We start from the raw sequence: 21,528 nt of genomic DNA, 5'->3' as shown, positions 1-21,528 counted from the left end.
AGCGATTACTAAGAGGAGAATCATATGTTTAATAGACTATTACTGGGTGCGGCAGCACTTTCACTGGCTGCTTCGGTAGCATTTGGGGCACAAGGTGCAAAGTTTTATATCGGTGAGGGCGATAAAGAAAAAGCGTATATGGATATGGTCAATAATAAGATCAGTACCATCGGATTTGTGTTGTCTGATCCGCATGAGCGTATTAATGATGCCTATAAAACCAAATACGGCGGGACTAACCTTGATAATCTCGGATTTTTCTCGGTCACGAAAGATGCAGCAGTGGGTCCGCTTTTGATGAAAGAGCCAAGCTTGGGCGGATTTAGTCCATTTAACCTCCATGTATGGAAAAAACAATCTGAAGATAAAACCTATGTAGGGCACATCACTCCTGAAGCTATGTTGGATATCACAGGTGTTAAAGATGCCGATGTTCGTGCAAAATTTATCGCAACATTTCCTGAGCTCGATGCAATGATCGAAAAAGAGATCGGAAACAAAGTTCAAATTGTAGAGTACAGCGCACTTCCGGCGAAACCGATGATGACATTCGAACTTCCGTTTGAGCGTGGTGCTAGCTTGGATGGCTTTATTGCTGATTTCCAAGGAAAATTTGAAGAAGCGTTCGAAGCAAATCAATATATCATTGCCGGATATAAAGATATAAAAGCTTCTATGACCGATGCAAACATTGAGTTTGGTCGATTCGATGCATACTGGGTTTACTCACTTTGTCATTTCAAATTCTCTGAGGGAATTTTTAACCAAGGGCGTCCGGATGCGGGAGCGTTAGCTCCGTGTTCAATGTATATGTACGTTGAAAAAGGATCGAATAAAGTAATGATCGGTATGCCTCGTCTTGCAACCTGGACAGCGGTTATGGGAATAAAAGATCAAAAAATGAACGATTCTATCGTTGCCCTTGATAAAGAGATTATTAAAATCATGACAGAATTGGGAGCACAAGAGAAATGAAAAAAATCTATACACTCATTATGAGCGCACTCGTTCTCGGATTTTGCGGATGTGCCGGAGTCTCTCCTGAAGCGGAAGCCGGAGTAAAAGTCGAAAAAGTTGTAGCAACCTATAAAATTGCATCGTACACAACAGTAGATGAGGCAAAAGCCAAACTTTCTGCTGCTGGCTTTGAAGTAGTCGGAAGCTATAAAACGGATGCAGGCACATCAGTGCTTTATACCAATGGCGCGATGAAAGCAATGGCAAATAAGCCTATTCGCGGTCTTGCGGCGGTAGGGCGAATTTTGGTTGATGATGAGCGTAAACAAATCAGCATTGCCAATCCGGTTTATTTCGGAAAAGCATTTATGCAAAAAGAGTACAGCCATGCAACGGCTTCAGCAGTATTGGGATCACTTGAAAAAGCATTCGGCCCTCTAAAAGATTCTACAGATAAATGGGAATTTGCGGGATTAGCAGGCTACCATTTTATGGTGGGGATGCCGTACTATGAAGATATGAGCGTCGTAGGTGAAGGTTCAACGGCTAACTTGGTTGCCAAAGCACAAGCAGCAAAAGGGACAACGGCTGTAGTAAAATTGGGTGAGGATCGTTACGTAGCATTTGTGAGTTTGGATCGACGTACAAACGGATTTGTGAAAAAGATCGGAACTCAAAACGGTCAATTGCTTCCATGGGCTGTATTGATCGAAGACGGACAAGCAAAAGCGTTGAGCGCAAAATACTTTATTGCTATCAGTTACCCATTATTGACTATGACAGAATTTATGACGATTGCAACCGTGCCGGGTGCCGTTGAAGCTGATCTCAAAAAGATTTTCAAATAATTATAAAGTTTCCACATTTTGTGGAAACTCCTCTTTTTAAATTTTAAACTTCACCGCTTTTAGCATATTCTCTACAATCTCTTTATAATAACTTTTCAGTGTATCGTTTCCTAACACAACCGGCGGTTCACCGTTGTCTGAGCCTTCACGAATCTCCATGTTTAGGGGTATCTGACCCAATAACGGGATGTTATAGCGCTCCGCCAAACGTGCTCCGCCGCCGCTTCCGAAAATGTCATAGCGCTTAAGCGTATCAGGGGCAATAAAATAACTCATGTTCTCTACCAATCCTGCCATCGGGACATGGATGTCTTGAAACATTCGGATGGCACGGCTGACGTCATCGCTGGCGACGAGCTGAGGGGTGGTTACGATCACCCCTGCGGTGATAGGAAGCTCTTGCGCCATTGTGAGCTGGATGTCTCCTGTCCCCGGAGGCATATCGATAACCATAAAATCAAGTTCTCCCCACTCTACATCTTCGAGAAATTGGATTAATGCCGATACCGCTACTGAGGAGCGCCATACAAGCGGAGTATCGGAGGTCGGAGTAGTAAGAGCGACGCTCATAATTTTGATTCCGTAGTTTTCACTCGGGATGATTTTATCATCATTCCATCGGATTTTTTCCAAATCGGTATTGGTGAGGCGCGGAACGTTGGGCCCGTAAACATCGGCATCTAAAATACCGACACGATACCCTTTTTGCGCAAGAGCAATGGCAAGATTGACACTGACGGTACTTTTGCCCACTCCCCCTTTGCCGCTCGTTACCGCTATGACATTGGCAGCATAAGGTGCACGGTTATTGGGATTGGAACTGTTGCCGTAGTTCGTATCTTTTTGAACTTGAGCTTTTTTGGTGATATTTAGACGTGAGAATTGTTCCCCCAAAGCCGCTTCAATTGCTGATTTCACCGTGAGATATGAATCATCACTGACGGTAAGGAGTTCGATATTAGCGGCACCTTCACTCACTTTTACCTCAGAGATCAGTTTGAGATCACCGAGTGTGCGGCTCAGCCCCGGATAAGAGAGAGTATTGAGAGCTTCTTGTAACTCTTTAGTGTTCATAAGGATTTCCTCTCGCTTCACGAGCTAAAAGTGCTTTGGTTCCATTTGCTTTTTGTGCTTGCTTGGCTAATGGAGCGCGAGCTAGCGGATATTCAAGGCTGAGTCGATGGCACGTACTAATACGCTCATCTATAAGGTTATTCAAAGAGGCTATAACGCCAGCTAGCGTTCCGATTTTGTTTGATTCATTGAGCAAGTCTTTGATCAGCATTTCACGAGAGTGCATTCGAAGCTCTAATCCATTGGCGTTACCGATAGTAATAAAATCGCTTGCACTCAAATAAAGACCCGAAAAAAAAGTGTTTAAAAAGTGATTTTCGAGACTCATAAACTGGCTTCGTTCTTCAAAATGGCGTTTTTTCATGGACGTTCTCCCAAATTTGCTTGTGCCGCTTTACTTACGTCAAAATCAGTATCGTTTAGTAACAGTGTGATGATCTCTTTTGGAGCGGAACGATTTTCAGCTAAACGCATACGTACCATTTTATCATTGTCATCGCATAAAATTTTGAGCAATTTCGGAGGTGTATTGGGATTGCCGGAGAGTCCGTCACGGACAATTTTTTCATCACTGAAAAACTTTTCCAATACATCGCTTGGGGTTGCAGGGTTTGCCGCGACAAGAGCGCGTACTAAGTTGATAGGATCGCTAGAGAGATGACGAAGCACTTCAACCGGCGTATGGGGGTTTTTGGCAACTGCCCAACGTGCACCCATGTCGACCGGATTGCTTGCAATGTCGATGAGGAGTTCAACCATGATAGGGCTGTACTCCTTATCCCGCTCATAAACGGAAGTTCGTAATGAGAGGTTCATAGCGACTTGTCCGACGAGCAGTTTATCAGTTTTGAATGCAGTATAGATTGCTTGGACTGTTTCGATCGGAAGGGTTTTATCCTCTAATAATTCTATAAGTTCAGAGGTATCGGAGTGTGTCAGTGCGTTTTGTAACATATCGGTATGCATAAGCTCCCTTTGTTTTGTGATAAAAATAATCGTCATACTATCAAAAAGTGATTAAATTGTAAGTATTAATAATACTATGTAAGGCTTAAAACAGTGTTGGAAGTATAAGAAAACGTAAAAAAACGTCCAATCATTTATAGTCTCAATTTTGTGATAATTATGTAACAAAAAGTAATCCATGGGTGGAGCTAAAGTAGGTATTTACCGTATATTAAGAGATACCTACCTATAATAGAGATGGAAATTCCGTAAATAAAGGCACCAGAGTGTGCACATTTAAAAATAAGGAGCACGGATGAACAGATTGCTAAAAACACTATGTGTTGCGGCATCACTGTCGGCAGCCACTGTATTAATGGCAGCCGATGGGTATAAGGATAATTCAATCCTTATCTCTGCCGAAGAAGCGGTCAAGCTTATCGGTAATCCAAAAGTGATGTTCGTATCGGGTGATAACGAAGATATTTATAAACTCGGTCATATTAAAGGCTCAGTTGAGATGTATGCTCACCACCTTCACCATTCGGAAATTGATGGCGAAATGCATTGCGCACCGCTCTATCGCTGTATTGATGATGCTGAACAAACCATCGGCAAAAAAGGGATCAGCAATGATATGACGGTTATCGCATACGATGACTTTAAAGGGCCGAATGCGACAGGCGTTTATTCATTTTTCGACAGTTACGGTCATAAAAATGTAAAAGTGCTCAACGGCGGACGTGCGGCTATGATGGCAGTCGATCCGGCGCAAAAAGAGTATGATGCACTTAATAAAGAACTAAAAGCTGCTAAAAAAGTAGAAAAAGATTCAAAAGAAGCTCTTAAAAAAGAGGGTGCGGATAAAGCGGCTCTGGATGCAACGATTAAAAAAGCATCTGAAACGGTAAAAGCGTTGAGCGCAAAAATGGCAGTAGTTGAAAAACGTCTTCTTGTTGTTAAAGGGGATGAAGTTGTAAAACCGAAAACCTATAAAATTGATCCTAAAAAAATCAAATGGAATGTGATTGCGGATAAAAACGAAGTGAAACACGCGATGGAAGATATCCTTAAAAACGGTAAAAAATCTAAATATGTGATCATTGACTCTCGCGGTATCGCGGAGATTGTCGGTGAGCGTAAAATGGATAACGTTGCACGTGGCGGACACGTACCGGGAGCAACCTTTATCGAGTGGAGCCAAATCTCCGATGCCGATAAAAAACTCTCATTCCGTTCAGCAGAAGAACTCCAAAAAGTGTACGATAATTACGGAATTACAAAAGACAAAACGATTTACGCGTATTGTCACGTAGGTGCGGGACGAAGCTCGGAACATATCACTGCGCTTCAATTATTGGGTTACAAAAATGTCAAAGTCTTCACCGGAAGCTGGGATGTTTGGGGTAACGATATGAACCTTCCGATTAAACGATAAGGCTATAGCTATGACAAAAGTAATGAACAATCAACGCCGTGACTTCCTGAAAGTTTCAGGGATGACGGCAGCGCTAGTGGCATCACAAGGCTCACTATTCGCTAAAACCAATGTAATGTCGGTTGAGAACGGTAAAGAAAATTATCCGAATACCAACTATACCGAAGATATGTACCGCAATGAGTTTTCATTCACGTACGGGAAAAAAGAGGAACACGGTTTTGCATACCACTGTGTTAACTGTCAAGGTAACTGTGCTTGGGAAGTATGGTCTAACAACGGTGTTGTTACTCGTGAGAACCAATCGGCTCGTTATCCGGTCATTAATGCAAAAATCCCTGACTTCAACCCGCGCGGATGTAACAAAGGGGTACAGCACTCTCAAACGATGTATCAAAAAGATCGTATCCTCTATCCGATGGTTCGTGTCGGTGAGCGCGGCGAAGGGAAATGGAAACGTATCAGTTGGGATGAAGCGGCTGAGCGCGTATGCCAAGAGATTTTCAATTGTATGACTGATCCTGAACGCGGACCGGATAAATTGATGGTACACGCGGGAACCGGTCTTTTGACCGAGGGTCGTCGCGGTGCGCCGCTTCGTTTCTCGACACAGCTCGGTGCGATCCGTATTTATCCGTCATCGTATCTTGGAGATATGTTCTCAGGTGCGGCGATTGCGTACGGTGAGGGTAACCTCGGGTGTACGTGGGATTTCATGTACAACGTCGATACGGCTGTTATGTGGGGGGGAAATCCATCGGTTTCTCGTATCCCTGATGCTCACTTCGTATGGGAAGGGAAATATAACGGAGCAAAAGTTATCGTTATTACCCCTGAGTTCAATGCGACGGCAAAATCAGCTGACCTTTGGATTCCGATCAAAGCTGGTTCCGATAATATCCTAGCCATGGGTGTTATCAACGTTATTTTGAATGAAAAACTCTATAAGCCTGAGTTTATAAAAACATTGACCGATCTTCCGTTCTTGGTTGATGTTGAGACTCAAAAAATGATTCGCCGTTCTGATATGGAACATGCGGCAAATGATGAAGATCATCACAAATATATGGAAGAGTTCTATTGTATGAATAAAGCGACCGGTAAAATCGCTTTGATGCCGGGTACTGAGGGAAGCAGTGAGAAATCACTTCGTCTTGATGATCACGGAATCGTTCCGGAACTCGAAGGAAAATGGACTATTACCGATATGCACGGTCATAAACGTGAAGTGACCACCGTATTCGAAATGCTCAAAAAATCAGCGGCAAAATTCAGCCCTGAATCGATCCAAGAGGTAACCGGCGTTCACCCTGATACAACGCGTCAGCTTGCGCGTGATATCGCGATCCCTAAAGTTGTAGAGATTACAACCGGATTCTCGTTGAACAAATATTTCAATGGTGTTATGACCATTTGGAACGTTGCTTCAATTTGTGGTCTTACGGGACGTATGGGACCATACGGCGGATTGAATACGGAAAATGAATTTACCCTCTCAGGACTTGGCGCATTGTCAGGATTTAGTGGTAAATATAATGCCCGTTTCGGATCAGGTTTCGTCGGTGAGTTCGTATTTGGTGACGGTATGAAAACGTTTGATCAATACTTCAGTGACGAAGATGTCAAACGTGCTCAAAACGGTATGTCTAAAGATGAGTATATGGCAGTATTGTCTGAAATGCTTAAATCAGGAGAAAACGATAAAATCAATCAGGCTTCTAAACGCGGTAATGTGAATAAACCGTGGTGGCAGCCGGACTGTGCTCTTATCGTAGCCGATTCAAAATTCCGTCGTAACAAAGGGTCTGAATATCGTAAAGCGTTCTTGAACAAAACGAAATTTTATGCCTATGTCGATTACCGAATGAGCGAAGCGGCACAGTATGCCGATATCCTTCTCCCTGCGAAATCGCACTATGAAGTATATGACCTTCGTACAAGTCCTGGTTATCACCGTTTTACCAACTTGGCTCAGCCGGTTGCAAACATCAAAAACATCGGTGAATCGATGGATGAGTGGTCAATGTTTACCTTCCTTGCTAAAAAAATGGAAGAGCTGGCTAACCGCTCTGAAAACATCTCTAAAGCAAAAGTACCGGATCATAAAAAATTCGCGAAACCGGGTTTCCATGATTTGACAATCTTCCACAAAGAGTTCACAAACACCGACGAAGAGTCTGAGGGTGCGGGTGAAGTGTATCTCGGAACCGACAAAATGGCGGTACAAGCTGCACTCGAGAAATGTGAGCAGTATGAGCCGTGGACGATGGAGAAAATGTACAAAGTGGGCGGATTCTTATTGATCAATGAAAAAGCGGCAAAATCTTCACCGTTGTACTCGGACCGTCCGTTTAACTCGAATGAAGACCATTTGTATAAAATGGAGCGTCTTGAGACATTATCGGGACGCCAAACGTTCTACGTTGACCATGAACTGTATATTAAAATGGGTGCAGCAACGAATACCGGTATGGAAGGGATCCGTCCTCAGTCTAAAGACTATCCGTATGTATTTATGACGCCGCATGCTCGTTGGTCTATCCACTCGAACTACAAAACGTCACGTACATTATTGCGTCTTCAACGCGGTGTCCCTGCAGCGCAAGTCAACCGTGTGGTTGCAGAAGCTAAAGGGATCAAAGACGGTGATACTATCCGTATCTACAATGCTCTCGGTGAGTTCTATGCAATGGCAAAACTCTCTTCTTCCGCTCCGGCTGATGGATTGGTACTAGAGCATGGATGGGAACCGTACATGTATTTGAAAAACAAAGGGCACAATGAAGTTGTACCAACGGCATTGAACCTTCTTGAGATGGCAGATGGATGGGGTCACTTGAAATTTGGTGGCCTATGGGATGGTAATCAGTACGCTTATGATGGCGCCGTGAATTACGAAAAAGCAAAAGACGTACAGTATTAAGGGGTTTAGATGTCTAAAAGACAATTAGCAATGGTAATGGACCTGAACAAATGTATCGGGTGCCAAACATGTACCGTAGCATGTAAAACGCAATGGACGAACCGTAACGGTCGTGAATATATGTATTGGAATAACGTCGAGACCTATCCAGGTACCGGTTATCCAAAAAACTGGATGGAGCTTGGCGGCGGATTTGACGCTGCGGGCGACCTTCAGCCGGGTGTCATCCCTAACCTCGAAGCCGATTACGGGGTGCCTTGGGATTACAACTACGAATCATTGATGGGCGGACAAGCGGATAGTAATACATTCCACCCGCATATCTCTCCGACTTGGGGACCGAACTGGGATGAGGATGAGGGTGCGGGTGCATTCCCTCAAGACAACTATTTCTTCTACTTGCCGCGTATTTGTAACCACTGTACAAATCCGGGATGTTTGAGTGCGTGTCCGCGTGATGCAATCTTCAAACGTGAAGAAGACGGTGTTGTATTGGTTGACTTGGATCGTTGTCAAGGGTACCGCTATTGTATCGCGGGATGTCCTTACAAAAAAATCTATTTCAATCCGAAAATCTCTAAATCAGAGAAATGTATCCTTTGTTTCCCACGTATTGAGCAGGGGTTACCGCCGGCGTGTGCGCAACAATGTGTCGGTCGTATCCGTTTCGTAGGGTTCTTGGATGATGAAGAGTCACAAGTACACAAATTGGTACATAAATACAAAGTAGCATTGGGTCTCCGTTCTGATTACGGTACACAACCGAATGTTTATTATATTCCTCCGACCGAATCCCCTGCTAAATTTGATGCAGAGGGTAAAATCATCGAGGGTTCAACGCGTCTTCCAGTTGGAGAACTTGAAAAATTATTCGGACCGGAAGTTCATGATGCGATTAAAACTCTCAAAACTGAGATGAAAAAACGTAAAGAGACGGGTGTAAGTGAGCTTATGGATCTATTGATCGCATACCAACACTCTGATATGTTCCGTCTGGACAACAACTACTATCAGCAGGTTGCCAAAGAGAACAAACGTAATCCATTGGCTCCGGTCGATACACGTTACATTGCCGGTAAGTTTACAAAAGCTGGAGGACACCACTAATGAAAAAGCTATTAACGACTATTCTTTCATTGGGTGTTGCCGCTTCTGCGGCACTTGCATCAGAGCATGCGATTAACGCCGTTAAAGTTTCTGAAAAGTTGGATGCGGTTAAAGCCGATTCGGCAGTATGGTCAAAAGCAAAATTTGAAACCGTAATACTGTATCCGCAAACAGCAATCTACATGAATGATAAAAAAGCCAATGCGCTGCCTGAGAATGTAAATCCGAAAGCTAAAAAAGTGCAGGTCGGAGCGTTGTATGACGGTAATAACATCGCATTGCTAGTCAAATGGGCGGATGGAACCAAAGATGTTCAATCGAATGCTTCAACAACCTCGTACAGTGACGGTTTCGCAGTTCAGTTTGCCGGTATATCGAAAGTTCCTCAAGTACTTCCATACATCGGTATGGGATCGGAAGGACGTCCTGTTGTAGTACACCTTCAAAAAGCGATGGAAACAGTGTATGAGCCAAACGGCAATAAAGACGTCGCACATCAGATCAACCGCCAGCAAACAGGTCTATTCGGCAAAGAACTGGCAGAATTCGATGCAAAAGTGGCAGCTTTGGGGAACCACGATTATGAGAAAGTTTTTGTGGGAGAAGGGTACCGCTCTTTGACCGAAATCAAAGACGGGTCTGTCAAATCAAACGCAGCCATGACGTATGCAGCAAACGGTTGGACGGGAACGCTTAGTCGTCCTCTCAAAGACGCGTATGTCAATCTGAACGGAACAGTACCGGTTTCGATTGCGGTATGGGATGGTTCAAAAATGGGCCGTAACGGAATCAAAAACCTGAGTCCGTGGATCGCGATCAATCTAGAGGGGCAAAAGCCAAATGCCGCAATGCACGCCGAACTGACCACTGATTCCAAAGGTGATCCGGTAAAAGGTAAAGAAGCAGCTGCCGCAAACGGATGTAACGGATGTCACCAAATCGAGACCTCTGATCCGGTTTCATTCTTGTCACCGTCACTCAAATATGTAGGTGGGTATTCTTCGGTTGCTTATTTACGTGAATCAATCTTAAAACCGTCTGCTGTTGTTGTACCAGGTTATAATCGTAATGCACACGCCAATACCCCTTGGTATAATATTGAAAAAGGGAAACGTGTCTCGACGATGACCGATTACGGTTTCTTGGATAAAGAGACGGTTGATAATATCGTAGCGTATCTCAAATCTCTCAAAGCGGAGGTAGAATAATGAAAAAAGTTGTATTGCTTTGTGCCGCGCTGGTATTCAGCGCATTTGCCAACGAGCCTGAAGAGTTCGAAGGTCTTTTGACAACTCCGGGATGTGCCGCTCAAGGTGCATTTGCCGATTGTTATTTGGAAAATTATGTGTGCGGATCGGATGGTTGTTTTCGTAAAACCGAACCAGGTGTGACGACAAAAGAAGCAAAGTATGCCCTTTATCAACACAATACGGGTAAAGTCTATACGATCGATACCACAAAATTGAAACTTTCCGAAATGCGCGAAGGGATCAATAAAAACGGTGTTGTTGTTCTCGGAACACTCGACGAAGCGACCAATACGATTATGGCGACAGAATTCAAATCTCCGCCACCACCTAAAAAATCGTTCTTTAAAGGGTGTTTGTAACACCTCTCTAACCCCATTGGGGTTAGTCTTAATTGTCTAAACTTTGCTGTCTCAAAGTCCTCCTATGACACAATCCCTTACTTATTTTCAGGAATCATTATGAATAACGAATATCGTCTCTATATCTATGCTTTTTTATCTCGTGTTATGAGTGATATCCCTGATCGTCGTTTTATCAATGATCTCAAAAACAATAGTTCACTTTTAGAGATTATCGGTGAAGAGACAAATGAGTGGATCACGACAACAGATACCGAAGAGCTGTATGAGCAGCTTAATACCGATTATACGTCGATGTATGTTCTAAATACGCAGCCAGTAGAATCGTTTGTTCTGGATGCCAAAAATGAGACACTTGTAGGGTTGCAAAATCCGGTAATGGGTTTTTATTTTACACACGGGTTTGAAGTAAATATGGATCAAACACAGATTATGGCACCGGATCATTTGGGGATTGAGTTTGCATTTATGCAAACATTGGTGTACCGGAATGAAGTGAAGTCGCAATTTGAATTTTTGGATCAGCATATATTTCCGTGGGTAGTTCCTTATATGATGGGGATGAAGAGTATGGCAGATACACCGTTTTATCGTGATATGTGTGATTTTATTGTTGAGTTTTTAAGTGCTGATTATGAATACTTGGCACAAGGGTCTATCAATGGGTAATATCAATTTCGTCCAAAAAAATAACCTATTCAGTTTTACGGCGACCCGTTGTTTACGCAATGAGTACTATCATAACGATTGCACAATCTGTATTGATATCTGTCCCAAGGGAGCTTTTCATATCGTTCGAAACAAATTGACTTTGTTCGAAAATGAGTGTGTTGAGTGTGCAGGATGCATCGGAAGCTGTCCTACCGAAGCCTTGGAGATAGAGAGTTTCGATCCTAACGGATATGCCGCATCGTATCAACATATAGAAGAAGCCCCGACACTTTCGTGTAAAGTGACAACACCGTGTTTGGGTGTATTTGATGTCGAACACTTCAGTGTGATGGCTCTTCGGGGTGAGCGAAACGTGACATGTGATATGAGTCATTGTGCGGGGTGTGTTCTTAATGAAAACGGAAAATTAGAAGAGGCAATACGGTCAAAAATCGGTGCAACAAACCAATTTTTAGAGACGATAGATAGCCCTCATCGGATAGAGACGATAGAAACGAAAGAGGAGCAAGCAGATCGGCGTGCCCTTTTCCGCAAAGGGTTTGAGAAAGTTAAAGAATCTCTCTCGGAAAGCTCAGTGGCTCACATCTCTATGACAGTAACACATCATAAGTTAGCGGATATGAAGATGCCGCTGAAACGTATATTGCTCAAAAACTCTCTCAAAGAGATTGTTACGGGATTGGAGAGAACGGAATTTAGTGAAAGTTCCCCCCTCTTTTTTAACAAGCAGATCAGTTTTGAAGCATGTACCAACTGTGGCGATTGTACCCAATTTTGTCCGACGGATGCACTTTTTCCGACCTCTGACAAACAAGGAATCTTTTTCTCTCAGGGCAAGTGTATCGGATGCGGTATTTGTGAGGATATATGCAAGCCCAAAGCAATAAGCAAAAAAGAGGGATTTAATTTAGTAAATATTGCGTACGATCGCGCCGAGCAGATGGTCTATTATGAGATGGTGACATGTCATGAATGCCGCTGCCCTTATCCGTATAAGGGTGGCGATCCGGTATGTGACCGATGCGCGAGTTTTATAAAAAGCAATGCTAATATGTTTACATTAGCACGGGATATGTAAGTAAGGGGCTACTTCTTATCCATAGCCTCTTTGGCCCCTTTTATGGCGCCGTTCATCGCCGATTTGGCAACACTCCACGCCCGTACTCCCATCGCTTTTGCTTCTTGAGCTGATTTTGATTGCAGAAGTTTATTTCCCTGCTCCGTTACCCCGCGCTTTAGTTTCGAGAGGCGGGTGCGCAACAGCTCTACCGTCTCTTTTGAGAGGTGTTTGATCTCTTCGGTATCAAAACGGATATCTTGGCTCATGGACTCTAATTTGGCAATGATAGCGGGTGCATTACGATGGCTGAGAGAGTGGATAACCTGAGTAAAGAGAGTATCAATGTGATCGAGTTCGTTTTCGATGGTTTTGTACTCATCCCGATAGAGGGCTTTAACCTCTTCAGGAACATAGAGGAGGTATTGATGAAATTTTTCGATCGACTTGTAGAGGGCGGAACGTATACCGAGCAAAGTACCCCGCAAAATTGTATCGGCTTGATTCGGTGTTGCTTCAGCAAGATTGAGTGCCGTTTGGAGAATACTGGCTAAAATTCGGCGAATACGGATCGCATTGAGGACATTGGCATTGAGCGTTTCAAAGGTGATCTCTTTGATAATCTCATGAAGGGTCTCTTCGATGTCAGAAGCGCGCTCTAAGGTCGTAATAATGGCACTCTCTACCATCTCTTCGAGAATATCAAGAAGATCAACCGACTGGATTTTGATCTGGTGGAGTTTCTCCAGCATCGCATCATCTTCGCTGAACATTTTTTCCAATACATCAAAGAAACGGTATTTTAGCTGTTGAAGTTCATCGCTTTTACGGGCAATGTGGCGCTCTATCTGCTCTTTTTGAACCATTAGATCTTCGAGTTCATTGTGGAGGGAGAGGGTTGTCTCTTTTAATGTATTGACCGTTACTTCACGCAGCTCTTGAAGGGTTAAAACCGTGGGGTTTAACCCTGAGTAGCGTCTTTGAATCTCATTGGCAAATGTATCTGTTTTCATCATTCGATCCTTTATAGTACCATTTTGATATGGGGATGCGCTTTGAGCGTTTCGTAAAAATAGGTTCGTTCGTCTTCATTATGAATCAATAACTCTAAGTTCATGCTAATGTATTTACCGTTACTGCTCGCTTTTGAGGGTTCGAGGGAATATTTCCGTTCACAGAATATTTCCAGTGCAGCAATCTCGATTCCAGCGCGTTCATTTGCGACTACTTTGTAACACCATGTACAAGGGTATTCTAATTCAAGCTTCTGGGGTAAGTCGTTGATAAGTTCCACTTTTGCCTCCTGATTTGGTTTCAAGCTGGATAGGGCCGATCACCATCGATTTATCTATCGCTTTGAGCATGTCATAGATAGTGAGCAAGCCGATGCTCGTTCCGGTCAATGCTTCCATTTCGACCCCTGTCTGACCGCTTAGCTTTGCCGTGACGATGAGTTTGAATCCCGGGAGTGTCGGAAGTTCTTCAATATCACAATGAACCCCTGAGAGATTGAGCGGATGGCACATAGGGATGATATCGGAGGTCTTTTTTGTCCCCATTATGGCAGCTATTACGGCTGTTTGGAGAACAGGCCCTTTTTTAGCCGTTTGATTGACGACAGCATCAAAAGCCGCTTGACTCATGGTAATGAGTCCGCTGGCAACTGCGATACGTGAGGTAGTGGTTTTATCAGAGACATCGACCATTTTCGGGCGATCACGCTCATCAAGATGGGTTAAATTCATTATAGCTCTTTGCAATACTTTTTATTATTATAGCTAACAGAGGTAAATTAGAATGTGATTAAAAAATGATCATAGCGGGAACCAAAATTGGGCTATAGTTTCGAGATATTAATTGAGGGAGATACAATGCAAGATTTAGTGCGTAGCTATAGTGCTAATGCTCCATTGATCCAAAAATTTATTTTAACGACGTTGAGGAAAGCGAGTCCGAAAGCCTTTAATATGCAGCTTTCGGCCAATTTATTTAAAACATTTCCGAGCCTTGAGCTCATTTATAAAACGGATGAAGGATTCGTCCAAAACTCACCCAATATTTACCTGAACAAGGAAGAACATTATCATGTCGGAGCGGATCGGGGATATCTGGTGGATGAGGTCGCTCTCCAGCAAGGGTATTACATCAGTGAACCCTATATCTCTACCGCAACGGGACACTTGTGTATAACGGTTGTGTATGCCGTTGAAGACGGGTATCTATTTTTCGATTTTAGACTTCGTAAGTTGTTGGAGAGATTTGCCTTAATTGAAAAAAATAATTTGTTTAAATATCTGCACAGGTCGTCATACGCAATTATCGGAGGGGGACTCCTCTTTTTTGGAGTGTTTGTCGTTTTATACGGTTTTTATACCTTTGGGGGGTATCTTTTTGCCACTGAACCGCTCTCTATCGATGCGGTATTTAAACCGATCATTGCGCTGACGTTAGGACTTGCGGTATACGATTTGGGGAAAACTATTTTTGAGCAAGAGGTATTGCCTCGGACGCAGCATATCAGTGAAACGTTTAATGCAAAAACGCTGATGAACTTTTCGGTGTCGATCATTATTGCGTTGCTGATCGAAGCGCTGTTGGTCGTCTTTAAAATTTCGATCCATGATTATAAAGATCTGCCGTATGCATCGACATTGATCGCTTCATTGGCCTTTTTGCTCCTTGTGTTTGCGGTCTTTATCTATTTGGTGCGCAAAAGCGAGAAAGAAGCGTCTCCTAAATGTGTTGAAGAATAAGGTTACGACCACGAAATAGAGGTGATTTCAGCTTGTGATCCCAGTCGCATCGGAGGGCCCCAAAAGCCGATTCCGCTGTTGACATAAATATGGCGGTTAGGAGCAAGCGGATAAAGCCCTTTGACATAGGGTTGTGCCAGTTTCACTACATAGTTAAACGGCCAAATTTGACCTCCATGGGTGTGTCCGCTGAGGATCAGTGAGGGGGCAAACCCTTCTAGATACTCTATATACTTTGGCTGATGGGCTAAAAGGAGTGTCGGCGCATCAGGGGGGATGTTTTTAATAGCATCCCTGATATCGGGGATATGGGTTTGGGTACGAAAGCCAAAAAGATCGTAAACTCCGACAATGTAAAAATCATCTATTTTAAAGGCACTGTTTTCCAAGACATGAATCCCGAGCGTTTTCACGAAAGAGATCGTTGTATTCAATGAGTGAAAATATTCATGGTTTCCCACCACGTAAAAGGTTCCGTATCGGCTTTTGAGATGACGCAGTTCACTGACAGCATCTTTGATAACGTCGATATGCGCATCGGATAAATCACCGGTTATGGCAATGAGATCGGGGTTAAGGTGATTGATCATAGAGACGCTTTTGGCAACAAACTCTCTGTCGATCAATCCACCGATGTGGATATCGCTGATTTGGACAATACGGTAGGATTTTCCGCCAAAGCGGTTTTGATTGATATCAACAAATTGAACCGCAGGCTCTTTCGCCCCTTCAATAATTCCGGCTCCCAGATAAGCACTTCCGAGGCTTAAAAATCCGATATCGGTGGCACGTTTAAAAAAAATCCGTTTTTCGGAATTAAATGGGATGTTTCGCTGTAGGAGATGGAGCAATTCGTACAGTATGATCCCCATAAAGAGGATAAAACCGATACCGATACTCAGAGAGAGGATGAAATAAATGAATTTAGGAGGGCTGAGGAGATAGCGGCTCAAAAGATAACCTATGATTCCCACCATATTGAGTATTAGGAAGGCCAGAAGGATGGTACGGGTATGTGGTTTTATATGCAAATGGCAAACGATTCGTGTATAGCCCAGATAGTGAACCATCGAAAAAAAGAGGGTTACAATCAGAGGGAAGAGCGGATTCATGTCGTTAGTGCATTGAAACGGATTTTTGCCTCTTCATATTCGTGCGGATGGTTCAGATTGGCAAAAAGGGCATCATCACTAAAATCAAGGTAGAGTGTGTTGGAAGCAGCGAGGAGTTTCCCAAGACGGTGATCCCTCTCGGCTAACATGCGTTCAAACTCTCCTAACAATGAGCGGTGATAGAGTCCGCACATGGGATGGCTCCCCTCGCTCGTTCGGGCGATTACCGTATCCAGATTTTCCGTATCGGCATCTATGAGTGCTTGAAATACCTTCTCATCCACAAACGGCGTATCGACACTCAAGACGAGTACTCTCTCCTCTTTGAGTTCTCTAAACATACTGACGAATCCTGCGGTTGGAGCATAGTCAACATCGGCGGGGTCAAGGATAAAGGGAGCATCAAAATTAAATTTATCACGACTTTTGGCAGAGATATACACATGGGAGAAGATCGTTTTTAAGCGCTCATATTGATACTCTGCAAGGCTCGGGTATCCTCCGAAAGGAAGGAGTGATTTATCCGCTCCCATACGAGAACTTTTACCTCCGGCGAAGAGGATGCACGGCGTTGTAATCATTGTTGTGCGAAGGCCGTTGAGAGGATAAATAAACGCATGAATGCCTCCGATACTAAAGTACGACTATTATAACAATATAGAGATTAATCGAGTTCTTGAGACGAGAGGGCAGTGGTGGAAATTAATTGTAAAACTGCAGCCGATGAGAGATTATGAGTATGGATAAACGCTTGGATTTTTTCGATGTTGAACCGCTCTATGGCCTCAACGGTCTCTAAAAGCTCTCCAAGTACCCCTTTATGCTCGAGCAAAGCTATCATCACCTCTTCAGAGAGGTGCATATCTTTGAGGATGAGGCGCAATGGCATCGACATAACAGCACTTGAGAGTGACATAACCCCGACAAAAAAAGCTTCTCCCATTGCATCGGATGTTGCACGGGGATTGAGAAGTTTATAAAATCCTTTCATCAGTGCGGTTCTTCGTGAGACCATTTGCATCAGGAGCGATTGGGTAGGGGAATGGTTGATATGTTTTCCGTACATTAAGAGAAGGAGCCATTGGGAGAGAGGTTTTCTCCCCAATAGGGTCAACACCTGAGCTATCGAAGATATTTTTATTCGTAAAGAGAATGCACTGGAATTGATGTATTGAAGCAGTTGAATCGTGAGTTCGGGATTGGATTCAAATGTCATAGTAAGCTCTTCGGTGGTGGTGGCACTCGATGTGAGCATATTATAAAGGCGGATTACCGTTAACAGTTTTGAGTCGACACTCTGATGCTCAACGCTAATCGGTTCACTGAAATAATACCCCTCTACATAGGGAAAGCCGATCGATTTGGCGATAGCGTACTCTTCTTGGGTATTGACGTCGGTTGCAATCATTTTAAGAGAATAGGGGTTGATAAGTTTTGAGAGTTTGGCCATATATTCTTGAGAGAGATTTTTAATATCTACCTTGAGATAGCTAAGGATAGGAAAAAGAGGGGTAAGCTTTTTTAATGTTTTGGTTTGGATATAGGAGATATCGTGAAGTGCAAAACAATATCCCAATCCATGCAGTTCGATAATCCGTTCATAACTTTCATGGTTGAGTGTGATCGAATCGGGTAATGAGAGGATAAATAACTGCTTTGGAACCGAATAAATGATTCCACTCATCAAAAAGGTATCATCAATTTTGATAAACCCCTGAACATCCCCTAAAACATTATGGATACAGAAGGTGTTGATAACCGAAGCGATCAACGGAGCTATATGCGAACTATCTTCATGGCTCGGGATATCATAAAACAAATCGTAAGCGATCAGTTCTCCCGTATGATCTATAATAGGCTGTCGTCCTATAAATTGCAGTGAAGCCATTAAAACATATACCCTTTTAGACTAAATTCAATCGCATTTAGCCGTGTAAACCATCCATTAACATCCTCTTTTCCTATATAAATCCCTTTATTGCTCGCATTATTTAAAAAGCGAAAAATCTCTTCTTCCAATTCAATTGCGGCGGATGCTTCATCGTGCATCCCTATCGCTTGGAGACTCCCTTTTAGGGAGTGAATCATCCGTTTAATGTGATGGATATCATCAGGCTCGACATGTTTGTTTTGGATGAGTTCAAAAGCTTTCCCTATTTTTTGAATAGATAGAAAAAGCTCATCAAGACTATCGCGTAAAATTTCACGTAACATAAGATCCTTTTTTGTTAGGCAAATTTTTTAGAGACCATATCTTCAAGCATTGTAAAGAGGATGTTGGTAGCCGCTTCGATATCTTCGATATTTTTAAGGATGAACTTTTTATCTGCTTTTCCTTCTGCTGCAATGGTGTCAAGAATCTCTTTGACTTTTCCATGAACGCGTGCGTGCGGTTCGATAATATCACTGTACCCTTGAGTTGATCCGAAATGCTCTTTGCCGTATGCTTCATACCATTTGCCAAGACGGCAATCATGGTGGCTGATGACGTCAACTTTATCATGCTGTTTGAGTTTAAAGATTTTAGCATAATTTGAAACTTTGAAAAGAACGTGATCAATTTCGACGAGAGAGACAAAAAGGCGCTCAGACGCATGGTTAACGACGTCACTGGTCTCGTGTGCTTTGGTATCAAGTGATTTGGTTGTCGTTTGCAGTAGATCGGTTTTCTCTTTGGATGCACTGCTCAGTAATTGAGATTGGAGGGCTTTTGTTTTAATCTCTTCGACACTTTTGTTAAGGTGAACAATGATCTCCGTAATGTCTTCAGCTGAATCTTGGGTCGATTCGGCGAGTTTTCGCACTTCATCGGCAACAACGGCAAACCCTTTTCCGTATTCTCCGGCGCGCGCGGCTTCGATGGCGGCATTGAGTGCCAAGAGGTTCGTTCGCTCGGCGATCTCTTTAATGAGAGTCATGGTCTCATTGATCTCTTCGGCATTGGCCGAGAGTTGTTCAATCTCTTTAACGGTATCTGTCATTGAATCGTTGAGTTGTCGCATCGAGCTGTCCATCTCAATGATGTTATTGGTCATCATTTTCGATTCTGTTGCGGTGAAGTTGGCGTTGACTACGACTTGCTTGAGAAGTTCGGTGTTTTCTAATACCCGTTTTTGGATGTAGGTGAGGTTTTTAGCCAGCCAACCGTCATTTGACTCTTCAATCCCCTCTTTGAGGGCAAAATTTTCCGTGGCATCAATCCCATTGACTAAGGTCGTGCTGACATTATCGACGGCTAATGCCATCTTCATAAAATCTCCCTTCATCCCCTCGGTATAGATCCGTACGCATCGGTTTCCCCCAGAGAGTTCGGAGATGACGTGGCTGGTGCTTTTGACAAACGACTCCATTTGATCGGCGGCACTGTTGAGGGCGAGTGCGACAATGCCGAGAGAGTCGGTTTCGTTAATACGGTTGATTCGTGTACTGAGGATACCGTTTTCCAAATCTTTTGCCATTTCAAGAATTTGGGTTAAAAGCTCTTTATGGCTTTCAGAAAAATCATCAAACATTCCCATGGTGTCTCCCTTTAGTGTTGATTTTGTAGAGTGTAAATGTAGTGCTCATAGCTACCGCCTTGCTGCGAAGCCTGCGAAATCAAGTATTCCCGTGCTGTTTCAATATCGTATTGGATTTCGAGCTGTTTTAGGCGATCATACAGCAGTGTAATATCCATAATCGCTTTTGGATTGGGAGCGCGCCGTTCGGAGTGGTATCCGATAATATCCCCTTTTGCATTGTAGTCGGGTGCTATGTAGGCGAATGTCCAGTAAAATGAACCGTCTTTGGTCAGGTTTTTTACATACCCATAGACTACTTTTTCCGCTTTCAATTGATCCCATAGATAGGAAAAAACAGCACGCGGCATATCCGGATGACGGATAATATTATGGTTGGCTCCTAGTAGTTGGGCAGTGTGGTATCCTGAAATATCCAAGAATGTCGGATTGGCGTAGGTAATCATCCCTTTCATGTCTGTTTTGGAGACGATGAAATCGCTTTGGTTGAGCTTGCGTTCATTGTGTCCGAGTTTTCGATCGTAACGGTTATAGTTAAACATGGGTTCCCTCCATAAACGATTTTACCGCTTGATAAATTTTGAGCGGTTCCGTTTTGGGGATGAAGAGGTTAACCCCCATATCTTCGAGTTTTTTAACCACTCCGATATTGCTCATCGAAGTATTGACAATGATCGGAATAGAACTATCAATCTCATTTTTGACATACTCGACGACTTGAAAACCGTCCATTAACGGCATCTCGATATCGGTAATAACACATCCGATCCGTTTCGCTACACCCGGTGTTTTTATGGCCCAGCTTTGAAACTCCATACCGTTACTAAAGTAGTGGGTTTCAATCTCTGTTTTATCGAGCGTTTTATGGAGAACCGAGGTCGCAATATGAGAATCTTCGCAGATGATCAACACTTTGTCTGTTTGGATCGGCTGAATATCTTCATACTCCTCTAGCTCATGCATTTTGCGCTGAGTGACGGCAGGGAAGATATCTTCGAGCATCTGCTCGACATCGAGAACGAAGCATATTTTCTCATTTTCTCCGATTCCCGAATCGCTCAACCCCGGTTTTATGAGTGTTTGTTTTTCGGAATGGAGTGAACTTTTACGCCGTTTTCTACTTCTGCGCCGATCTTGGTTGAGTTCGATTTTAGTGATATAGGTCATTTTTGCGTTGGTTGTCGAGGGACGTTCTAGCTCTTCAGCTCGTTTGGAAGCGATCGTTAGAATTTTTTTAACCGGAAAAGCAATGAGGCTTTGATTGAATTCAGAGACGACAAAGATATCGAACTCTTTTAAAGTATGTTCGCTTTTAGGATCATTTCCCAACCACTTGGTCAGGTCGACAATCGGGAATGACTCCCCTCGAAGAACAGCGATCCCCATTTGATAAGGATTGTCACTGAGCCCAGAGGTTACCTGGGCATCTTTGATCATGGCGAATTCTTTGATTTTCGCGATGTTAATACCGTATATTACATCGCCAACGGTTTGAAAAGCAGCTATCTGCATGAT

At 43.3% G+C, this 21,528-nt stretch carries 23 protein-coding genes; 10 read left to right on the top strand and 13 right to left on the bottom strand.

Annotation, left to right across the window (positions count from 1 at the left end; genetic code table 11):
* The first annotated feature begins 24 nt into the window (after nucleotides 1-24).
* Together A2517_RS11630 and A2517_RS11625 are read left to right on the top strand one after the other, a co-directional pair.
* Complete coding sequence (locus tag A2517_RS11630; RefSeq protein ID WP_294897249.1) at nucleotides 25-975, top strand: hypothetical protein; 951 nt, start codon at nucleotides 25-27, stop codon at nucleotides 973-975.
* Nucleotides 972-1,805 (top strand): hypothetical protein, encoded by an 834-nt coding sequence (locus tag A2517_RS11625; protein WP_294897248.1) that lies wholly within the window; start codon nucleotides 972-974, stop codon nucleotides 1,803-1,805. Before A2517_RS11630 ends, A2517_RS11625 begins: the two co-directional genes overlap by 4 nt.
* 36 nt (nucleotides 1,806-1,841) lie before the next feature.
* Here the strand turns inward: A2517_RS11625 and A2517_RS11620 are convergent, their stop codons facing one another.
* From A2517_RS11620 to A2517_RS11610, 3 genes are read right to left on the bottom strand one after another with little or no spacing between them, the layout of a single operon-like run.
* On the bottom strand, nucleotides 1,842-2,879 hold the full coding sequence (locus tag A2517_RS11620) for an Mrp/NBP35 family ATP-binding protein (RefSeq protein ID WP_294897246.1): 1,038 nt from the start codon (nucleotides 2,877-2,879) through the stop codon (nucleotides 1,842-1,844).
* Entirely contained in the window at nucleotides 2,869-3,243 is a 375-nt protein-coding gene (locus A2517_RS11615) for a hypothetical protein (protein WP_294897244.1), read from the bottom strand. Before A2517_RS11615 ends, A2517_RS11620 begins: the two co-directional genes overlap by 11 nt.
* Complete coding sequence (locus A2517_RS11610; protein ID WP_294897241.1) at nucleotides 3,240-3,845, bottom strand: hypothetical protein; 606 nt, start codon at nucleotides 3,843-3,845, stop codon at nucleotides 3,240-3,242. The genes A2517_RS11615 and A2517_RS11610 overlap by 4 nt, the downstream gene beginning before the upstream one ends.
* Nucleotides 3,846-4,140: 295 nt before the next feature.
* Between A2517_RS11610 and A2517_RS11605 the strand changes: the two genes are divergently transcribed.
* From A2517_RS11605 to A2517_RS11575, 7 genes are all read left to right on the top strand, one after another.
* Entirely contained in the window at nucleotides 4,141-5,262 is a 1,122-nt protein-coding gene (locus A2517_RS11605) for a sulfurtransferase (protein ID WP_294897239.1), read from the top strand.
* Between the two features lie 10 nt (nucleotides 5,263-5,272).
* Nucleotides 5,273-8,185: a molybdopterin-dependent oxidoreductase gene (locus A2517_RS11600; protein WP_294897237.1), complete on the top strand. Its 2,913-nt coding sequence runs from the start codon at nucleotides 5,273-5,275 to the stop codon at nucleotides 8,183-8,185.
* 9 nt (nucleotides 8,186-8,194) lie between these two features.
* Nucleotides 8,195-9,292 carry a 4Fe-4S dicluster domain-containing protein gene (locus tag A2517_RS11595; RefSeq protein ID WP_294897234.1) on the top strand — a complete coding sequence of 366 codons (1,098 nt, stop codon included), beginning with the start codon at nucleotides 8,195-8,197 and terminating at the stop codon, nucleotides 9,290-9,292.
* Nucleotides 9,292-10,500 carry an ethylbenzene dehydrogenase-related protein gene (locus A2517_RS11590; protein WP_294897232.1) on the top strand — a complete coding sequence of 403 codons (1,209 nt, stop codon included), beginning with the start codon at nucleotides 9,292-9,294 and terminating at the stop codon, nucleotides 10,498-10,500. Before A2517_RS11595 ends, A2517_RS11590 begins: the two co-directional genes overlap by 1 nt.
* Nucleotides 10,500-10,901 carry a hypothetical protein gene (locus A2517_RS11585; RefSeq protein WP_294897230.1) on the top strand — a complete coding sequence of 134 codons (402 nt, stop codon included), beginning with the start codon at nucleotides 10,500-10,502 and terminating at the stop codon, nucleotides 10,899-10,901. Before A2517_RS11590 ends, A2517_RS11585 begins: the two co-directional genes overlap by 1 nt.
* 99 nt (nucleotides 10,902-11,000) lie before the next feature.
* Complete coding sequence (locus A2517_RS11580; protein WP_294897228.1) at nucleotides 11,001-11,570, top strand: molecular chaperone; 570 nt, start codon at nucleotides 11,001-11,003, stop codon at nucleotides 11,568-11,570.
* Nucleotides 11,563-12,651, top strand: a complete 1,089-nt coding sequence (locus A2517_RS11575) for a 4Fe-4S binding protein (RefSeq protein WP_294897226.1) — start codon at nucleotides 11,563-11,565, stop codon at nucleotides 12,649-12,651. Before A2517_RS11580 ends, A2517_RS11575 begins: the two co-directional genes overlap by 8 nt.
* An 8-nt stretch (nucleotides 12,652-12,659) precedes the next feature.
* On the opposite strand, the gene A2517_RS11570 is transcribed toward A2517_RS11575, so the two are convergent.
* Genes A2517_RS11570 through moaC form a run of 3 tightly spaced genes read right to left on the bottom strand, consistent with a single transcriptional unit; the run spans nucleotide 12,660 to nucleotide 14,375 of the window.
* Complete coding sequence (locus A2517_RS11570; protein WP_294897224.1) at nucleotides 12,660-13,643, bottom strand: DUF6781 family protein; 984 nt, start codon at nucleotides 13,641-13,643, stop codon at nucleotides 12,660-12,662.
* Between the two features lie 11 nt (nucleotides 13,644-13,654).
* The gene (locus tag A2517_RS11565; protein ID WP_294897222.1) at nucleotides 13,655-13,924 is read right to left on the bottom strand and encodes a DUF493 domain-containing protein; all 270 of its coding nucleotides are present in this window, start codon (nucleotides 13,922-13,924) and stop codon (nucleotides 13,655-13,657) included.
* Complete coding sequence (moaC, locus tag A2517_RS11560; protein ID WP_294897220.1) at nucleotides 13,890-14,375, bottom strand: cyclic pyranopterin monophosphate synthase MoaC; 486 nt, start codon at nucleotides 14,373-14,375, stop codon at nucleotides 13,890-13,892. The genes A2517_RS11565 and moaC overlap by 35 nt, the downstream gene beginning before the upstream one ends.
* Nucleotides 14,376-14,501: 126 nt before the next feature.
* Here moaC and A2517_RS11555 point away from each other — a divergent pair, with 126 nt between their 5' ends.
* Nucleotides 14,502-15,383, top strand: a complete 882-nt coding sequence (locus A2517_RS11555) for a hypothetical protein (protein WP_294897217.1) — start codon at nucleotides 14,502-14,504, stop codon at nucleotides 15,381-15,383.
* A gap of 2 nt (nucleotides 15,384-15,385) precedes the next feature.
* Here the strand turns inward: A2517_RS11555 and A2517_RS11550 are convergent, their stop codons facing one another.
* The 7 genes from A2517_RS11550 to A2517_RS11520 all read right to left on the bottom strand — a co-directional run.
* Nucleotides 15,386-16,495 (bottom strand): metallophosphoesterase, encoded by a 1,110-nt coding sequence (locus A2517_RS11550; protein ID WP_294897215.1) that lies wholly within the window; start codon nucleotides 16,493-16,495, stop codon nucleotides 15,386-15,388.
* Complete coding sequence (gene mobA, locus A2517_RS11545) at nucleotides 16,492-17,076, bottom strand: molybdenum cofactor guanylyltransferase MobA (protein ID WP_294897212.1); 585 nt, start codon at nucleotides 17,074-17,076, stop codon at nucleotides 16,492-16,494. The genes A2517_RS11550 and mobA overlap by 4 nt, the downstream gene beginning before the upstream one ends.
* Nucleotides 17,077-17,159: 83 nt before the next feature.
* Nucleotides 17,160-18,383: an EAL and HDOD domain-containing protein gene (locus A2517_RS11540; protein ID WP_294897210.1), complete on the bottom strand. Its 1,224-nt coding sequence runs from the start codon at nucleotides 18,381-18,383 to the stop codon at nucleotides 17,160-17,162.
* Nucleotides 18,383-18,709 carry an Hpt domain-containing protein gene (locus A2517_RS11535; RefSeq protein ID WP_294897197.1) on the bottom strand — a complete coding sequence of 109 codons (327 nt, stop codon included), beginning with the start codon at nucleotides 18,707-18,709 and terminating at the stop codon, nucleotides 18,383-18,385. Before A2517_RS11535 ends, A2517_RS11540 begins: the two co-directional genes overlap by 1 nt.
* Before the next feature lie 14 nt (nucleotides 18,710-18,723).
* Complete coding sequence (locus A2517_RS11530) at nucleotides 18,724-20,013, bottom strand: methyl-accepting chemotaxis protein (protein WP_294897195.1); 1,290 nt, start codon at nucleotides 20,011-20,013, stop codon at nucleotides 18,724-18,726.
* A gap of 11 nt (nucleotides 20,014-20,024) precedes the next feature.
* Nucleotides 20,025-20,555 (bottom strand): PAS domain-containing protein, encoded by a 531-nt coding sequence (locus A2517_RS11525; RefSeq protein ID WP_294897193.1) that lies wholly within the window; start codon nucleotides 20,553-20,555, stop codon nucleotides 20,025-20,027.
* Nucleotides 20,548-21,528: chemotaxis protein CheW (locus tag A2517_RS11520; RefSeq protein WP_294897191.1), on the bottom strand; the 981-nt coding region annotated here is incomplete at its 5' end. The genes A2517_RS11525 and A2517_RS11520, both read right to left, overlap by 8 nt.

Source organism: Sulfuricurvum sp. RIFOXYD12_FULL_44_77, from assembly GCF_001830725.1.
Taxonomy (GTDB): domain Bacteria; phylum Campylobacterota; class Campylobacteria; order Campylobacterales; family Sulfurimonadaceae; genus Sulfuricurvum; species Sulfuricurvum kujiense_A.
This window is presented reverse-complemented; position numbering and strand designations above follow the sequence as displayed.

What these genes read in the sequence shown, in the direction of transcription:
- moaC (WP_294897220.1), bottom strand. Translation starts at nt 14,375, where the DNA reads ATGAATTTAACCCATCTTGATGAGCGTGATCGCCCGAAAATGGTCGAT.
- A2517_RS11550 (WP_294897215.1), bottom strand. Translation starts at nt 16,495, where the DNA reads ATGAATCCGCTCTTCCCTCTGATTGTAACCCTCTTTTTTTCGATGGTT.
- A2517_RS11615 (WP_294897244.1), bottom strand. Translation starts at nt 3,243, where the DNA reads ATGAAAAAACGCCATTTTGAAGAACGAAGCCAGTTTATGAGTCTCGAA.
- A2517_RS11595 (WP_294897234.1), top strand. Translation starts at nt 8,195, where the DNA reads ATGTCTAAAAGACAATTAGCAATGGTAATGGACCTGAACAAATGTATC.
- A2517_RS11575 (WP_294897226.1), top strand. Translation starts at nt 11,563, where the DNA reads ATGGGTAATATCAATTTCGTCCAAAAAAATAACCTATTCAGTTTTACG.
- A2517_RS11630 (WP_294897249.1), top strand. Translation starts at nt 25, where the DNA reads ATGTTTAATAGACTATTACTGGGTGCGGCAGCACTTTCACTGGCTGCT.
- A2517_RS11535 (WP_294897197.1), bottom strand. Translation starts at nt 18,709, where the DNA reads ATGTTACGTGAAATTTTACGCGATAGTCTTGATGAGCTTTTTCTATCT.
- A2517_RS11625 (WP_294897248.1), top strand. Translation starts at nt 972, where the DNA reads ATGAAAAAAATCTATACACTCATTATGAGCGCACTCGTTCTCGGATTT.
- A2517_RS11580 (WP_294897228.1), top strand. Translation starts at nt 11,001, where the DNA reads ATGAATAACGAATATCGTCTCTATATCTATGCTTTTTTATCTCGTGTT.
- mobA (WP_294897212.1), bottom strand. Translation starts at nt 17,076, where the DNA reads ATGATTACAACGCCGTGCATCCTCTTCGCCGGAGGTAAAAGTTCTCGT.
- A2517_RS11530 (WP_294897195.1), bottom strand. Translation starts at nt 20,013, where the DNA reads ATGGGAATGTTTGATGATTTTTCTGAAAGCCATAAAGAGCTTTTAACC.
- A2517_RS11600 (WP_294897237.1), top strand. Translation starts at nt 5,273, where the DNA reads ATGACAAAAGTAATGAACAATCAACGCCGTGACTTCCTGAAAGTTTCA.
- A2517_RS11605 (WP_294897239.1), top strand. Translation starts at nt 4,141, where the DNA reads ATGAACAGATTGCTAAAAACACTATGTGTTGCGGCATCACTGTCGGCA.
- A2517_RS11525 (WP_294897193.1), bottom strand. Translation starts at nt 20,555, where the DNA reads ATGTTTAACTATAACCGTTACGATCGAAAACTCGGACACAATGAACGC.
- A2517_RS11570 (WP_294897224.1), bottom strand. Translation starts at nt 13,643, where the DNA reads ATGAAAACAGATACATTTGCCAATGAGATTCAAAGACGCTACTCAGGG.
- A2517_RS11540 (WP_294897210.1), bottom strand. Translation starts at nt 18,383, where the DNA reads ATGGCTTCACTGCAATTTATAGGACGACAGCCTATTATAGATCATACG.
- A2517_RS11555 (WP_294897217.1), top strand. Translation starts at nt 14,502, where the DNA reads ATGCAAGATTTAGTGCGTAGCTATAGTGCTAATGCTCCATTGATCCAA.
- A2517_RS11585 (WP_294897230.1), top strand. Translation starts at nt 10,500, where the DNA reads ATGAAAAAAGTTGTATTGCTTTGTGCCGCGCTGGTATTCAGCGCATTT.
- A2517_RS11590 (WP_294897232.1), top strand. Translation starts at nt 9,292, where the DNA reads ATGAAAAAGCTATTAACGACTATTCTTTCATTGGGTGTTGCCGCTTCT.
- A2517_RS11620 (WP_294897246.1), bottom strand. Translation starts at nt 2,879, where the DNA reads ATGAACACTAAAGAGTTACAAGAAGCTCTCAATACTCTCTCTTATCCG.
- A2517_RS11610 (WP_294897241.1), bottom strand. Translation starts at nt 3,845, where the DNA reads ATGCATACCGATATGTTACAAAACGCACTGACACACTCCGATACCTCT.